The 15069-nt window shown below is 61.2% G+C and carries 13 protein-coding genes and 3 tRNA genes; 5 read left to right on the forward strand and 11 right to left on the reverse strand.

Annotated elements, in window-relative coordinates; translation table 11 throughout:
- From G5137_RS02755 to G5137_RS02765, 3 genes are all read left to right on the forward strand, one after another.
- Positions 1-1971: phage tail tape measure protein (locus G5137_RS02755; protein ID WP_421254881.1), on the forward strand; the 1971-nt coding region annotated here is incomplete at its 5' end.
- Between the two features lie 12 nt (positions 1972-1983).
- Positions 1984-2475 (forward strand): phage tail protein, encoded by a 492-nt coding sequence (locus G5137_RS02760; RefSeq protein WP_421254882.1) that lies wholly within the window; start codon positions 1984-1986, stop codon positions 2473-2475.
- Positions 2475-3635 carry a phage late control D family protein gene (locus G5137_RS02765; protein WP_421254883.1) on the forward strand — a complete coding sequence of 387 codons (1161 nt, stop codon included), beginning with the start codon at positions 2475-2477 and terminating at the stop codon, positions 3633-3635. The genes G5137_RS02760 and G5137_RS02765 overlap by 1 nt, the downstream gene beginning before the upstream one ends.
- A gap of 83 nt (positions 3636-3718) precedes the next feature.
- Here G5137_RS02765 and G5137_RS02770 read toward each other — a convergent pair.
- The 11 genes from G5137_RS02770 to G5137_RS02820 form a co-directional block, all read right to left on the reverse strand.
- A tRNA-Leu gene (locus G5137_RS02770) sits at positions 3719-3805 on the reverse strand.
- A 41-nt stretch (positions 3806-3846) separates the two neighbouring features.
- Positions 3847-3920 (reverse strand) — tRNA-Cys (locus G5137_RS02775).
- A gap of 35 nt (positions 3921-3955) precedes the next feature.
- Positions 3956-4031 (reverse strand) — tRNA-Gly (locus tag G5137_RS02780).
- A 181-nt stretch (positions 4032-4212) separates the two neighbouring features.
- A complete protein-coding gene (pgsA, locus tag G5137_RS02785; RefSeq protein ID WP_031227442.1) occupies positions 4213-4767 on the reverse strand; it encodes a CDP-diacylglycerol--glycerol-3-phosphate 3-phosphatidyltransferase in 555 nt (184 codons plus the stop codon).
- Between the two features lie 199 nt (positions 4768-4966).
- Positions 4967-6820, reverse strand: a complete 1854-nt coding sequence (gene uvrC, locus G5137_RS02790; protein ID WP_005359709.1) for an excinuclease ABC subunit UvrC — start codon at positions 6818-6820, stop codon at positions 4967-4969.
- A 127-nt stretch (positions 6821-6947) separates the two neighbouring features.
- On the reverse strand, positions 6948-7592 hold the full coding sequence (gene uvrY / locus G5137_RS02795) for a UvrY/SirA/GacA family response regulator transcription factor (protein WP_005337448.1): 645 nt from the start codon (positions 7590-7592) through the stop codon (positions 6948-6950).
- A 212-nt stretch (positions 7593-7804) separates the two neighbouring features.
- Positions 7805-8554, reverse strand: coding sequence for a 3-deoxy-manno-octulosonate cytidylyltransferase (gene kdsB / locus G5137_RS02800; RefSeq protein ID WP_421254884.1), 750 nt, complete (start codon positions 8552-8554; stop codon positions 7805-7807).
- Positions 8551-8739: a Trm112 family protein gene (locus tag G5137_RS02805; protein ID WP_005347033.1), complete on the reverse strand. Its 189-nt coding sequence runs from the start codon at positions 8737-8739 to the stop codon at positions 8551-8553. The genes kdsB and G5137_RS02805 overlap by 4 nt, the downstream gene beginning before the upstream one ends.
- Positions 8740-8860: 121 nt before the next feature.
- Entirely contained in the window at positions 8861-9856 is a 996-nt protein-coding gene (lpxK, locus tag G5137_RS02810) for a tetraacyldisaccharide 4'-kinase (protein ID WP_421254885.1), read from the reverse strand.
- Positions 9856-11619, reverse strand: a complete 1764-nt coding sequence (msbA, locus tag G5137_RS02815) for a lipid A ABC transporter ATP-binding protein/permease MsbA (protein ID WP_157160501.1) — start codon at positions 11617-11619, stop codon at positions 9856-9858. Before msbA ends, lpxK begins: the two co-directional genes overlap by 1 nt.
- Positions 11620-11723: 104 nt before the next feature.
- Positions 11724-13925: a DNA internalization-related competence protein ComEC/Rec2 gene (locus G5137_RS02820; RefSeq protein ID WP_421254886.1), complete on the reverse strand. Its 2202-nt coding sequence runs from the start codon at positions 13923-13925 to the stop codon at positions 11724-11726.
- 27 nt (positions 13926-13952) lie between these two features.
- Between G5137_RS02820 and G5137_RS02825 the strand changes: the two genes are divergently transcribed.
- Both G5137_RS02825 and G5137_RS02830 read left to right on the forward strand, forming a co-directional pair.
- Positions 13953-14471 carry a DUF2062 domain-containing protein gene (locus tag G5137_RS02825; RefSeq protein ID WP_005350890.1) on the forward strand — a complete coding sequence of 173 codons (519 nt, stop codon included), beginning with the start codon at positions 13953-13955 and terminating at the stop codon, positions 14469-14471.
- Positions 14465-14968: a DUF2062 domain-containing protein gene (locus G5137_RS02830; RefSeq protein WP_042081972.1), complete on the forward strand. Its 504-nt coding sequence runs from the start codon at positions 14465-14467 to the stop codon at positions 14966-14968. The genes G5137_RS02825 and G5137_RS02830 overlap by 7 nt, the downstream gene beginning before the upstream one ends.
- The last annotated feature ends 101 nt before the right edge of the window (positions 14969-15069 follow it).

The following is a 15069-nucleotide window of genomic DNA, read 5'->3' on the forward strand; positions in this document are numbered from 1 at the left end:
CGGGCCAAGCTGGGGCAACTGGCCGACCAGCAAAAGCGCCTTAACCAGATCAAAGCCAACTACGACAAAACCATGTCCATGCGCGGCACTCTGGCAGGCTATGGCGCTGCAGGGATGGCCACCGGGGCCGCCGCCATCTACAAGGGCACCAATATCGCGGGCAAGGCGATGGGCTTTGATGTCGATATGTCCAAGGTGCAGGCGATCACCCGGCTGAGCAAAGAGAGCAGCGAACTGGCCGCCCTGCGGGCTCAGGCACGGGAGCTCGGCGCCAATACCGCCTTCACGGCGGGCGAAGCGGCGCAGGGTCAGGGCTTTCTGGCCATGGCCGGTTTCACCCCCAAGGCAATCCGTGACGCCATGCCCGGGGTGCTCGATATCGCCAAGGCGGGCGGCGTCGAGATTGCTGCCGCCGCTGACATCGGGTCCAACATCCTGACCGGCTTCAAGCTGCCGGCCAACCAGATGACCCGCTTGGGGGATGTGATGGTCGGCACCTTCACCCGCGCCAACGTCGACTTGCAGATGCTGGGTGAAACCATGAAATACGTGGGGCCGGTGGCGGCAGGGCTCGGAGTCGACCTTGAAACTGCCTCCGCCATGGCGGGCAAGCTGGGGGATGCAGGGATTCAGGGCAGCATGGGCGGGACAGCCATCCGTGCCATTCTCGGCCGTTTGGCCTCCCCGCCCAAGGCCGCGAATGATGCGCTGGCCGCCCTCAACGTCAAGACCGCCGATGCGGCGGGCAACCTGCGCTCGCTGCCAGATATCCTGGACGAGCTCTACAAGAAAACCAGCAAGATGGGGGACGCCACCCGTTCGGGCTACTTCAAGGCCATCGCCGGCGAAGAGGCATTCGCCGCCCTGACCGTGCTGACCGAGCAGGCCGGTTCCGGCAAGCTGCAGGAGCTGATCGCCACCTTGAAGCAAACCCAGGGGGAAGCGGGCAAGGTCGCCAAGGTGATGGCCGATAACGCCATCGGCGATCTGGACAACCTCACCTCCGCATGGGATGACGTAGGGATCCAGATGATGGAGACCGAGAACGGCCCACTGCGTGGCATTATCCAGCGCGTCACCGAGATCATCCAGGTCACCGGCGACTGGATGCGGGCCAACCCAGAGCTGACCTCGACCCTGACCCGTATCGCGGCGGTCACCGCCGTAGCCGCTGCCGCTGGCGGATCGCTGCTGCTGATTGTGGCTGGTCTGCTGGGGCCACTGGCCGCCATCAAGATGGGGCTTTCGACCCTGCTGGTTTATGGCGGCCCGCTGCTGGCCTTCATCAAGGCGCTGACCATGGGCATGGTCAGGCTCGGGATTGCCATGCTCACCACCCCGATCGGCTGGTTCATCATGGGGATTGTGGCAATCGCGGCTGGCGCCTACCTGCTCTACAAACATTGGGATGGGGTCACCAAGTGGTTCAGCGACCTATGGGCCCAGTGCAAGGCCCCTGCCCTCGCCTTCTGGGAACTCCTGAAAGAGCTCTTCTCATGGACCCCCATCGGCATGCTCATCATGCACTGGAACGAGATCTGGGCCTTCTTCGATACCCTGCCAGCAGGGGCCGCCAACAAGGGTAAGGCCATCATCGACGGCCTGATTGGCGGCATCAGTGCCAAGTGGGAGAGTTTGAAGAACAAGATCAAAGCCCTCACCGACCTGCTGCCGGATTGGATGAAGGGGGGCGGCTCGGTCACCGCCAACGTCAATCCGTCCGGCTACCTCACCGGCAACTACAACACCCCGGCCATGGCGGGCGGTTCGGGATACGGCCCGCGCATCGTCACCCCGGTGCGACCAGTGGCCCGAGGCAACAGCACCACCCAGATCCACGCCCCGATCAGTATCACCCAGCAGCCGGGACAATCAGCCACCGATGTGGCGCAAGAGGTGCGCCGCGAACTGGATCGACGCGAACGGCAGGCGGCCGCCAGTGGCCGCGCCTCCCTGACCGACCGCAACTAAGGAGCAACCACCATGATGATGACCCTGGGCTGGTTCGTGTTTATGCGCTCGACCGTGGCCCCGCAATCTCAACAAGACGAAAAATCATGGCGCCACCCGGGCAATAACCGGGTCGGCGCCCGCCCCTCATACCAGTACCTCGGGCCAGATGACGAGCTCAGTCACTTAAGCGGGGTGCTCTATCCAGAGCTCACCGGCGGGCCCGTATCCCTCGACATGCTCAATAGCATGGGTGACAGCGGCCAAGCCTTCCCCCTGATCCAGGGAGATGGCGTGATGCGTGGGTCGTTCGTGATAGAGGGGATCAGCACCATCCGCAGCGAGTTCTTTCAAGATGGCAGCGCCAGAAAAATCGAGTTCAGCATCAAGCTCAAGCGGGTCGACGGCAACGACAGCTCCCTCGGCAATACCTTGCTCGGGCGCACCGCGGGCAACCTGCTCGGTCGATTGGGTGTTGGCAAGCTGCTGAACACCGTGGGCGGCAAACTCGGGGGGCGGCTCTGATGGGGGCATTCGACCAGTTCGGTACCCGCTTGGCTGAAAACCTTGGCATCACCAGCCAACTGGATGCCCTGCGCCAGCAGCATCCGGCGCCCGCCTATCAGGTACTGGTCGATGGCCGCGATGTCTCGGGCACCCTGCGCCCACGCTTGATGCACATGACCATCACCGATAACCGTGGTTTTTCGGCCGATACCATCGAGATCGCCCTCGATGACAGCGACGGCAAACTGGCCATGCCACGCCGTGGGGCCACCCTTCAAGCCAGCATTGGCTGGCAAGGCTGCCCCCTGGTCGATAAAGGCACCTTCAAAATTGACGAGGTGGAGCATGGCGGCGCGCCGGATGTGCTCACCATCAGGGGCAAGTCGGCAGACCTGCGCGGGGGCATGAACAAACTGCGCGAGCGCAGCTGGCACTTCGAGACCATCGGCGCCATCGTTGAGCAGCTGGCCGCCCGCTATGGCCTGACACCGAGCGTTGGCGACGCCTTCAAGGGGATGGTGATCGACCACATCGACCAGACCAACGAGAGCGATCTGGCCTTTCTCACCCGCTTGGCCACCGAGCAAGATGCCATCGCCACCGTCAAATCTGGCCGCCTGATGTTCATCAAGGCGGGCAACGGCACCACCGCCAGCGGTAAGCCACTGCCGGCTGTCACCATCACCCGCCAGGACGGCGATCAGCACCAGTTCTCGGTGGCCGACCGCGACGCCTACACCGGTGTCATCGCCTACTGGCAAGACAACAAGGCCGCCGAGAAGAAGAAAATCGAGGTGAAGCGCAAGCGAAAGACCAAACCGAAAGAGGAACGGCCGCTACCGCCGGGTGTGGTGGTCAACAAGAAGGAAAACGAGCTGCTGGTTGGTGACAGTGAGAACGTCAAGGAGCTGCGCCACGTTTACGCCAGTCAGAGCAACGCCATGCGGGCCGCCCGGGCTGAGTGGGAAAAGCTGCAGCGCGGCGTGGCCGAGTTTCAGATCACCCTGGCCAAAGGCCGACCAGAGCTCTACCCGGAGCAACCCACCACGGTGAGGGGATTCAAACCGCAAATCGACGAGGCCGAATGGCTACTCACCCAGGTCGTTCACGACCTCACCGACCAGGGCTACACCAACCGCTTGCAACTCGAAGTGAAACTTGCAGAGCTGCCGGAATAAATCTGTGTGGATCAAATGTGGACACTGAAGAAAAAGAAAAAGGCCACTATTTCTAGTGGCCTTTCGTAACTCTTTGATTTTAATGGTGCCCGAGGCCGGAATCGAACCGGCACGACGCGAACGTCGAGGGATTTTAAATCCCTTGTGTCTACCGATTTCACCACTCGGGCACCGCAATCGGTATCAAGCTCGCGTGGCGGGCTTGTCAATATGGAGGCACGTTCCGGAGTCGAACCGGACTAAACGGATTTGCAATCCGCTGCATAACCGCTTTGCTAACGCGCCATGCAAAAGAGAGTTGGCTCTCTATTGTCTGAATTTGGAGCGGGAAACGAGACTCGAACTCGCGACCCCGACCTTGGCAAGGTCGTGCTCTACCAACTGAGCTATTCCCGCATTGGTCTGGCTGACTGCCTGACTACGAGGACGCATTCTAGCGATGTTCCTCGCCCAGTCAACCAGAAATATTTAATTACCTGATCGTTCGGGCATTTTTTGCCCTTTTTGAACAGTTTTAGCGCCTTTGGCCGTTTCCTGCCTCAAATCAGCGGAAACCTCACCTTGCGGCGCAAGTGACTCACAGGTTGGCGTGGTGGGTCAAATCGCCCCAGGCAGCCTTCATGTACTGGAACATCGACCAGAAGGTGAGCACGGTGGCAACATAGAGCATCACATAGGCGAGCCACACCATCCAGACGTTGTATTGCCAAATCAGACCGGTGAGCGACACCATCTGGATCATGGTCTTCCACTTGCCAATCCAGCTAACCGCCACCGAGGAGCGTTTGCCGAGCTCGGCCATCCATTCGCGCAGGGCGGAGATGATGATCTCGCGGCCAATCATGGTCATGGCGGGGATGGTCACCCAGATGGTGTTGTAGTGTTCGACGATAACCACCAGTGCGGCGGCAACCATGATCTTGTCGGCAACCGGGTCAAGGAAGGCGCCAAAGGCGGTGGACTGATTGAGCTTGCGAGCCAGATAGCCATCAAACCAGTCGGTGGCAGCGGCCAGAATAAAGATGATGGCGGCAGCCAGATAGGACCATTGATAAGGCAGATAGAACAGGATGACGAAGACGGGAATGAGCAAAATCCGGAAAAACGTCAACAGGTTAGGTATGTTTGTCATTATTTTCAGCCACTTCTTGTACGTCGCTACATAGTGCGCCAAAGCCGATTTGCGATGCAACCGCACTGGCGCCCGTCTTGGTCTTTTTAATCCATCAATCTTCTCAAAATGCGAAGGCCATTATGGCATTTACGGCCCCCCCGCGTCACGGCTCTTGTGCATCAAGGAGTTAGCGATTTTGCCATGCCGCTAACCCTGCTCAGGCGCTGTGCAAGCCATCGTGGATGGTCTGGGCCAGCTCCTGACTGATGCCGGGAACCTTGGCCAGTTCATCCACGCTCGCCTTTTTGACCTCCTGCAGGCCGCCCAGATATTTGAGCAGCGCCTGCCGCCGCTTTGGCCCCACCCCCGGAATATCCTCCAGACTGCTGCTGGTGCGGGCCTTGGCCCGTCTGGCCCGGTGGCCGGTAATGGCAAAACGGTGAGATTCATCGCGAATATGCTGAATAAGGTGCAAAGCGGGCATATCTGCCGGCAAATGCAGCTCTTCGTGGCTCTCCCCCATGATGAGTGTTTCCAACCCTGCCTTGCGGGTGACCCCCTTGGCAATCCCCACCAGCAGCGGATATTTGCCGCCGAGAAACTCCAGCTGACGGGCCAGGATCTCTTCGGCGCGGCGCAACTGGCCGAGGCCGCCGTCGATAAACAGCACGTCCGGCACCTTGTCCGGCTCCTGCTGCTTGCCAAAGCGGCGCTCCAGCGCCTGCTCCATCGCCGCGTAGTCATCACCACCGGTGATGCCGTCGATGTTGAAACGACGATATTCCGATGAGAGCGGCCCCTCCCGGTTGAACACCACGCAAGAGGCCACGGTGCGCTCCCCCATGGTGTGGGAGATATCGAAACACTCCATGCGGGCGATGGGGCGCTCCAGCTCCAGCAGCTCTTCCAGCTGGTCGTAGCGGGCGGTGATGGTGCTCTTGTGAGCCAGCCGCGAGCGCAGCGCCGTCTCGGCGTTGATGGAAGCGAGCTTGATAAAGCGGGCCCGCTCGGCGCGGGTACGGCTCACCACCCGCACCTTGTAGCCTGCGGTCTGGCTCAGAGTCTCGGCGATGACGCTCTCGTCCTCAAGGGCCACATCGAGCAGCACCTCGCTCGGGATCTGCCGCCCCCCCTGCCCCGACAGATAGAACTGCAGCAGGAAGGATTGCACCACCTCGTCAAGCTGGGTATCAGCAGGCACTTTCGGGAAGTAGCTGCGCGAGCCGAGCACCTTGCCCTGACGGATAAAGAGTACGTGAATGCAGGCCGCACCTTGCTGGAAGGCGACCCCCACCACATCCAGCTCGTCCAGTACGTTGCCGCTCACCGACTGCTGCTCGGTGACCCGGCGCAGCGCCAGGATCTGATCCCGGTAGCGGGCCGCCTCTTCAAAACGCAGATCGCCGCTGGCGGACTCCATCTTGCCAACCAGCTCTCCAATCACCTGCTGGTTCTTGCCCGCCAGAAACAGCTTGGCCAGCTCCACCTGCTGGGCATATTCGGCCTCGCTCACCAACCCGGGTACGCAAGGGCCAGCGCAACGCTTGAGCTGATAGAGCAGGCAGGGACGGGTGCGGTTGGCATAGACCGCATCTTCGCACTGACGCACCGGGAAAATTTTCTGCATCAAATGCAGGCTCTCGCGTACCGCGCCGCCAGAGGGGTATGGGCCGAAGTACTCCCCCTTCACCTTGCGGGCACCGCGATGCACGCCGATGCGTGGATGCTGGTGCGCGGTGATGATGATCCAGGGGTAGGATTTGTCGTCCCGCAGCAGCACGTTGTAACGGGGTTGGTACTGCTTGATGAGGTTGTGCTCGAGGATCAGCGCCTCGGTCTCGGTGTGGGTAACGGTGACCTGGATATCGGCGATCTGGCGCACCAGGGTGCGAGTCTTGATGCTGTCGACGTTGGTGCGAAAGTAGGAGGCGAGCCGCTTTTTCAGATCCTTGGCCTTGCCCACGTAGATCACGGTGCCACCGCTGTCATACATGCGGTAGACGCCACTTTGATGGGTGACGGCGCTCAGAAACGCCTTGCTATCGAAGAGAGGTTCGGGAGAGAGGGTCATCAGCTACTCGGCTCACACAAAGGCAAAAATTGACGGGCAGAGCATACTGCCCTCGCCGCCTGAAAAGCAAAAGGGCAGAAAAGCAAAAAGGCGGCACTCGCCGCCTTTGTGACCACACGCCACCCGATTAGAGGGTATCGGCATCCAGCATGCCATAGCGAATGGCCAGATGGGTCAGTTCCACGTCACCGTTAATCCCCAGCTTGCTGAACAAACGATAGCGGTAGCTGTTGACCGTCTTCGGGCTCAGGTTGAGCTGCTCGGAGATATCGGTCACCTTCTGCCCCTTGGTGATCATCATCATGATCTGCAGCTCGCGCTCGGAGAGGGACTTGAAGGGATTCTCGTCAGCGGAGGCAAACTGGCTGAGGGCCATCTGCTGGGCAATCTCCGGGGAGATGTAGCGCTGACCGGAGTGCACCAACCGGATCGCCTGGATCATCTCGTCAGGAGCTGCCCCCTTGGTCAGGTAACCGGCGGCGCCCGCCTGCATCACCTTGGTGGGGAACGGATTTTCTGAATGAATGGTCAGCACTATGATGCGCACATCGGGGCGGATCCGCAGAATTTTGCGGGTCGCTTCCAGACCACCAATACCCGGCATGTTCATGTCCATCAGGATCACGTCCGGATGGTGTTGGCGACAGAAAGTGACTGCTGTCTCGCCGCTCTGTGCTTCGCCCACCACCTTGATCCCGCGCACATCTTCAAGAATGCGTCTTATCCCTGTACGCACCAGTTCATGATCATCGACCAGGAATACATTTATCACCCAAACACCCCGTTTTATCTCGTTTTAGCCGCCCGGTTAGGGTTAACAGGGCGTCTTGCATCATAACCAAACTCGTCGCTTTGGCAAACCATGCACGCCAAAAGTTTGAGAAAACCCATGTTTAGCGTTTAAAATCAAATAATTATATAAATTATCAAAACAAAAAACGGTGCCTTGCGACACCGTTTTTCATTACTTGAGTGTTGTGGTCATTACTGGGCCAAGAAGGCGCGCACCTTCTCCAGATCGGCCTGAGTATCCACCCCGACCGGCGGCGCTTCAAGGGCCTGGGCGACGTGGATCTTCTCCCCATACCAGAGCACCCGCAGCTGCTCCAGTGCCTCGACCTGCTCCAGCACGCTCGGTGCCCAGTCTACATAACGCTGGATAAATCCGGCGCGATAGGCGTAGATACCGATATGACGCTGGTAGTGGTCGCCAATCTGCTCATGGCTCTTGGCAAAGCGATCCCGATCCCAGGGAATGCAGGCGCGACTGAAGTAGAGGGCGTAGCCATCCTTGTCAGTCACCACTTTCACTGCGTTCGGATTGAACGCCTCTTCGGCATCCTTGATCGGCACCGACAGGGTCGCCATCGGCGCCGTGGCGGCGGCCAGATTATCCGCCACCTGACGAATGATGGCGGGCGGAATGAGCGGCTCATCCCCCTGCACATTGACGATGATGGTATCGGCGGCAAAGCCGTAGTGACGGCACACCTCGGCCAGACGCTCGGTGCCGGACTGGTGATCCGGTGAGGTCATGCACACCTCGACGCCGGTGCTCTGCAGTGCCTGCTGTACCCGCTCGTCATCGGTGGCAACGATCACCCGATCGGCACCGGATTGCAGCGCTTTTTCCACCACGTGCTGCACCATGGGCTTGCCATGGATATCCGCCAGCGGCTTGCCCGGCAGACGGGTTGACGCATAGCGGGCCGGAATGACGACGACGAAACTCATGACGGCAGCTCATCGCTGTTGAGCGGACGGGCACGGTTCTCAAGCAGCACCGGGATCCCCTCCTCCAGCGGATAGGCCAGCTTGTCAAAGCGGCAGACCAGCTCATGAACTGCTTTGTTGTAGTGCAGCTTACCCTTGCAGACCGGGCAGGCGATGATGTCGAGCAACTTGATGTCCAAAGCCAAAACGATACTCCTTCAACGATGTCGCGCTGGCGGCTTTATCACGCCAGCGATGGATGTCGAGCAACCAGATATTCCGTACGGGGCGTATCAAGCCCCTGCTCCCTCACCGAGGCAAGAGAGATTAATCTTGCGCCCTGGCCGCGCCCTTCCCCTTTGTCCCCAGCTTGTGCAGCAGGGCATCGAGCAGGGAGGCGGGCAACTCGGCACTGACCGGCAGATACCACCAGTTATCGAGGGCAAACGGACGACACTTGACCGCATCCTTCTCGGTCATCAGCAGCGGCTTGCTGGCAAAGCGGCCCACCAGCTCATCCCGATCGAAGGGGTGATGATCGCCGTAGGCGGCCTGCTGATCCAGCTGATAGCCGAGCCCTTCCAGGGTGGCAAAGAAGCGGGGCGGATGGCCAATCCCCGCCAGCGCATCGACCGGCCCCGACAAGGGGGCAGCAAGCGGGGCATCGTCGCGCACCCGGCGCGGGGTGTCGGCGACCAGTTGCATGGGGTACTCCCCCTTGCCCGGCTCGCCGCCGTTGCAGATGATGGCATCCACCCGTTTGAGACGAGTGATCGGCTCGCGCAGCGGCCCCATCGGCAGCAAGCAGGCGTTGCCGAAACGGCGCGCGCCGTCCACCACCACCAGCTCGATGTCGCGGGCCAGCGCATAGTGCTGCAGGCCGTCGTCGGTGATGATGATATCCACCTCACCGCTCTGCTCCAGCAGTCGTACCGCGTCGGCCCGTTTCGGGGCAACCACCACGGGGCAGCCGCAGCGCCGGGCAATCAGCACCGGCTCATCTCCGGCCTGCGCCGTGGTGCTGGTCTCATCCAGCCGATAGGGGTAATGGGGCGCCTTGCCACCATAACCACGGCTCACCACCCCGGGGCGATAGCCGCGGGCTTGCAACTGCTCCACCAGCCAGACCACCACCGGCGTCTTGCCGTTGCCCCCCACCGAAATATTGCCCACCACAATGACCGGCAAGGAGGAGCGATACCCCTTGCGCCAGCCATGACGATAGGCGTAGCGGCGGGTGCCGCTGATGATGGCAAACAGCAGGGCAAAGGGGGCCAGCAACCAGCGCCAGCCACTTTTGCGATACCAGAGCCGTTCCAGCATCAGGCTTTGCTTCCCGCGTTGCCAAACTGAATGGCGCGCAGCTGGGCATAGGTGCCGCGCTGCTCCATCAGTGCTTCGTGGTTACCGCGCTCGACGATATGGCCTTCGTCGATCACCAGGATCTCGTCCGCCTTCTCGATGGTGGAGAGACGGTGGGCAATCACCAGCGAGGTACGCGCCTTGCAAAGCTCGTCGATAGCCGCCTGAATGTGGCGCTCGGACTCGGTATCGAGGGCCGAGGTGGCCTCATCCAGCAGCAGAACCGGCGCATCGCGCAGCAAAGCCCGTGCAATGGCAACACGCTGGCGCTGACCACCGGAGAGGGATGCACCGTTCTCGCCAACCACAGTGTCATACCCGTTGCTCATCTTGCTGACGAACTCGTCGGCATGAGCGATACGGGCGGCCTGCACGATCTGGTCGCGGCTGTATTTGTCTTCTGCCGCGTAGGCGATGTTGTTGGCAACCGAGTCGTTGAACAGGTGGACATGCTGGGAGACCAGCGCGTACTGCTTGCGCAGCTCGCTCAACTTGTATTCGCGGATGTTGATGCCGTCCAGCAGGATCTCGCCCTGATCGATGTCGTAGAAGCGGGTCAACAGGCTGGCAATGGTACTCTTGCCAGAGCCGGAACGGCCCACCAGCGCCACCGATTTACCCGCCTCCACCTTGAAGCTGACGTTGTGCAGCGCCGGGGTATCCTTGGTCGGGTAGGTGAAGGTGACGTTGCGAAACTCGATCTCGCCGCGGGCACGCTCCAGAGTACGGGTGCCGGTATCCTGCTCCGGCTCGCTGTCGAGCAGGCCAAACAGGCTGTGGCAGGCAGTGATGGCGCGCTGGAACTGGTTGTTGACGTCGGTCAGGCTTTTCAGCGGCTTGAGCAGCATCATCATGGAGGTGATCATGACGGTAAACGTACCGGCAGTCAGCTCGCTGCGCACACTGTCGATGGTAGCTACATACAGGAAGGCAGCCAGCGCGATGGAGGCCACCATCTGCACCACCGGGCTGCCGATGGCATCGGCAGCGACCATCTTCATGGTTTGCTGGCGCATGTTGTTGCTGACCTGGAAGAAGCGTTTCTCTTCCACCTTCTGGCCACCAAACATCAGCACCTCTTTGTGCCCTTTGAGCATCTGCTCGGTGGAGGTGGTGATATCCCCTACCGCCTGCTGGATGTGACGGCTGATCTGGCGGAAACGGCGGCTGATAAGGCCGATGATGACCCCCACCAGCGGGCCAACCACCAAAAAGATCACCGACAGCTGCCAGGAGTGCCAGAACATCAGGCCGAGCAGGCCGACCACGGTCGCCCCTTCCCGCACCAGGGTCACCAGCGTGGTGCTCGCCGCCGAGGAGACCTGACTGGCGTCATAGGTCACCTTGGAGAGCAGATGACCGGTGTTCTGACGGTCGAAGAAGCTCATCGGCATCGCCACCATGTGATTGAACACCTGCTGTTGCAGACGCATCACGACGTGGTTGCCAACCCAGGCCATGCAGTAGTTGGAGAGAAAGTTGGCGACACCGCGCAGGGCCACGATGCCGAGGACGAAGAAAGGCATCCATTTCAAAACGGTGCTGTCGTTGCCATTGATGCCCTGATCGATCAGCGGCTTGATGGAGTAGACAAAGGTGGTATCCACGGCGGCGTAGCCCAGCATCCCGATGATGCCACCGACCAGGCCCAGCTTGCGATCACGGACATAACCGAGCAGGCGTTTGAATACTGGCCAGCTCTCTTGTGAGGTTTCTTGTTGCATGAATAGCCGTTAGTAATGGAAATGACGGGCTATTCTAGCCAAAGCGCAGGCTTACACCAAGCGCCGCCACCTATATCGCATTCCTACACGGCAGAAATGGCCGATTATTGCTCAAACCACACTCGCGGTCGCCACCACTCGCCACTGCGCCGGTACCAAGGCCCCAGATCTCGCTCGGCGGTGACGCTCAAGCCCTCTGCGGTGGGTTCGACCAGCATCGCCCCTTGCTGACCGGTGATCCACTGGCGGGCATCCCGATAGCGGGCCACTACATCGGGACGGGGAAAGCCCCACTGATTCATAAAACCGGCGCTGTGGATCACCTCCTGCGCCGCTACCGCCGCGACAAACGGGGGCGTGGAGGAGGTGCGACTGCCATGATGGGGGCTCACCAGCAAGGTGCTGGCCATCCCCTCTCCCTCCAGCGCCACCAGTCGCAGCTCGGCCTGCCGCTCGATATCGGCGCTCAGCAGCACGCTGCGCTGCCCATCGCTGATACGCACCACGCAGCCATCGTTATTGCGCCCGCCACCGGGGCGCTCGGGCCAGAGCACTGCAAACGAGAGCCCCTGCCAGCGCCACTGTTGCCCACGCTGGCAGAGCGTTGTTCCCTCACTGAAGGGGTAAGAGGAGAGCTCGTGACGCACCGGCATGGCGCTGAGCAGTCGCTTGCGATTGCCGGCATGGTCCCGATCCTTGTGACTGATGATGAGGCGATCGATGACCCGGATCCCCAGATGGCTCAGCTGGGGCAGGATCACCGCGTCCGCCATGTTGTAGCCTCCGGGATAGCGATCACCAGTGTCATAGAGGATGGCACGCTCCCCCTTGCTGATCAGCACTGCCAGCCCCTGCCCCACATCCAGCACCCGCAGTTGCCAGCGGACAGGCGTTGGCCAAAGCGCCAGCAACAGCGCACACAGACCCGGTAGCCAGAGCCAGCTTGCCGGGCGCCACTGCGCGGCGAACCAGAGCAGCAACAACAGGGTGCAGAGCGGCAGCCACCAGCCGGGCAGTGGCCACCACAGTTGCAGTTGATCGGAAAGCCAATTCAGGATGGTCAGCACCCACCCGAGCCCCAGATCCGCCAGCCAGAACAGGACATAGGCAAGCGAGGTGGAGAGCGGCGCCAGCAGCACACCGATCAGGGCCAGCGGGATGATGGCGATACAAAAGAGCGGCACCGCCAGCAGGTTGATCACTATGGCAAGGGGCGCGATCCCCTCGAACAACGCCAACTGCAGCGGCAGCAGACCGAGTAGCAGCCAGAGCTGGATCTGCCAGAGCCCCGGCTTGTCGTGGAGATATCCCACCAGCAGCAAGATGGCCACCGCCAGAAACGAAAGCCAGAAGCCGGCCGAATAGAGTGCGAAGGGATCCCAGAGGGTCAATACCACAAAGGCCCACAGCCAGATGCGCCAGGCCGGCCACTCTCGCCGACTCCAGCGCAACACGCTCCACACCAGCACCATGATCAGGGCCCGCTCGGTGGCCACCGCAAACCCGGCCAACGCGCTGTAGACGGCGGCAAACAGCAGGGAGGTGATGATGGCGCCGCGCAGACCAAACAGCCTGCCCAGCCACCACCCGAGCACCGCAACCAGCGCGATGTGTTGCCCTGAGATGGCGATGATATGGGTCAGGCCGCTGCCGCGAAACAGCTCCCACTGGGCATCCGTGATACCGCTCTGCTCGCCAAAAGTGAGCGCCGCCAGCAAGGGGGCATAGTCAAGCGGACGCCAACTCTCGGTCGCGGCCCCCAACCAGCGTTCGCGCCAACCCGCAGGTGCCTGTTGAATGTCGATCACCCGGCGCAAATTGCCGGTGGCGGTGATCCCTTTGCCCAGCAGCAGACGCCGCCCATCCAGCCCCGCCTCGTTGGCCAGACCGTGAGCCGGTTTCAACGAGGTCACCAGGGTGATTCGGCTACCTACCGTCATGGCTGGCAATGCCTGATAGGCATTGACCCGGATCAGGGGCTCAGGTGTCACCGGTTGCTCGTCGAGGGTGCTCACCCGCAGCAGCAGCCGGACAAATTTATCCCCCTCGGGCTCTGCACTTTGCAGCTGTGCGGTTATCATGTGGCTCGTCTGATCGCCCAACCGCTCCAGCCAGGCCAGCCGATAGGCAAGATTGGCCTGCATCCAGAGGATGCCGAGCAGGAGAAACAGCCACCGCCAGGCACGGCAATATGCAAGGGGGATCAGCAGGGACAGCAACAGGCCCCCCCATGCGAGTGAAGGTAACCATGGCCAGAACAGTGAGGAGCTTGCCCCCAGGGCAAACGACAACAGACGCAGATCCATGGAGCAAGTATTTAGCAAGGTTTCAATATGCCCAAACGACTCATTAAACGCTGGATGCCCGATCAGCAAACCCTGAAAGAACACAAGCACCTGCGGCTGTTCGGCAAACTGCTGCTCGATGCCAACCTCTGGCACCTCAACCGCCGCTCGGCCGCCGGGGCCTTTGCGGTGGGCCTCTTCATGGCCTGGGTGCCGCTCCCCTGCCAGATGCTGCTGGCTGCCGGAGGCGCTATCCTGTGCCGGGTTAATCTGCCGCTCTCGGTGGCGCTGGTCTGGCTCTCCAACCCCTTTACCATGCCGCCCCTGCTCTATGGCGCCTATCTGGTGGGTTGCCAGCTGCTGGGACATTCAGCGCAGCAGATAGAGATTGAGTTCACCTGGGAGTGGCTGGTCTCGGTGCTGGGCACAGTGGCACCGCCGCTGTTGCTGGGCTCGCTGATCCTTGCCCTGCTCAGTTCTCTTATCGGTTACACCCTGATCCGCACCTTCTGGCGGATCAGCACGGTGCGCCAGTGGCAAAAACGCAAGATGGCACGCCCATGCTGAGTCGCTGGTTTGCCCGCTTCAAGCTAGATCCCGATACCCTGCGCCAGCAGAAGTGGTTTGCCCTGTTTGGTGAGCGACTGCTTGCCCCAGCCCTCTGGCAAGGGGGCACCCGCGCCCTGAGCGGCGCGGTGGCGGCCGGGATCTTCGCCTGCTGGTTCCCCATCCCGATGCACTCGCTCATCGCAGTCGGTCTGGCGCTGGCATTCAGCCTCAACCTGCCACTGGCGCTGCTGGCGGTCTGGTTCAACAATCCGCTGACTTTGCCGTTCATGTATCTATACGCCTATCGCACCGGTTGTCTGGTACTGCACCAGACACCGGAGCCCTTCCACCTCAGCTGGACCCTCCACTGGCTGGAGCAGGAGGCGGCCACCCTGGTGCCCCCCTTCCTGCTCGGCAGCCTGCTGCTGGCGGTACTCACCGCCCTGAGCGGCGGCGCCCTGACCGCGCTGCTGCTGCAACTGCGCAAGTTGTGGCAAGGTGCCCGCCACCACTGAGCTGCCCTTACCCTTGTTTGGCGATCAGCCGTTGGCGATCAAAAAAGCCCGTCACCAAGGTGACGGGCTTTTTCATGGCATAGTGCCAGAGCGCAAGGCGA

The sequence above is a fragment of the Aeromonas sp. 600282 genome (assembly GCF_049175755.1).
Taxonomy (GTDB): domain Bacteria; phylum Pseudomonadota; class Gammaproteobacteria; order Enterobacterales; family Aeromonadaceae; genus Aeromonas; species Aeromonas veronii_A.

Coding starts and splice junctions, on each gene's coding strand:
- G5137_RS02760 (WP_421254882.1), top strand. CDS start 1,984: ATGATGATGACCCTGGGCTGGTTCGTGTTTATGCGCTCGACCGTGGCC.
- G5137_RS02765 (WP_421254883.1), top strand. CDS start 2,475: ATGGGGGCATTCGACCAGTTCGGTACCCGCTTGGCTGAAAACCTTGGC.
- pgsA (WP_031227442.1), bottom strand. CDS start 4,767: ATGACAAACATACCTAACCTGTTGACGTTTTTCCGGATTTTGCTCATT.
- uvrC (WP_005359709.1), bottom strand. CDS start 6,820: ATGACCCTCTCTCCCGAACCTCTCTTCGATAGCAAGGCGTTTCTGAGC.
- kdsB (WP_421254884.1), bottom strand. CDS start 8,554: ATGAGTTTCGTCGTCGTCATTCCGGCCCGCTATGCGTCAACCCGTCTG.
- lpxK (WP_421254885.1), bottom strand. CDS start 9,856: ATGCTGGAACGGCTCTGGTATCGCAAAAGTGGCTGGCGCTGGTTGCTG.
- msbA (WP_157160501.1), bottom strand. CDS start 11,619: ATGCAACAAGAAACCTCACAAGAGAGCTGGCCAGTATTCAAACGCCTG.
- G5137_RS02820 (WP_421254886.1), bottom strand. CDS start 13,925: ATGGATCTGCGTCTGTTGTCGTTTGCCCTGGGGGCAAGCTCCTCACTG.
- G5137_RS02825 (WP_005350890.1), top strand. CDS start 13,953: ATGCCCAAACGACTCATTAAACGCTGGATGCCCGATCAGCAAACCCTG.
- G5137_RS02830 (WP_042081972.1), top strand. CDS start 14,465: ATGCTGAGTCGCTGGTTTGCCCGCTTCAAGCTAGATCCCGATACCCTG.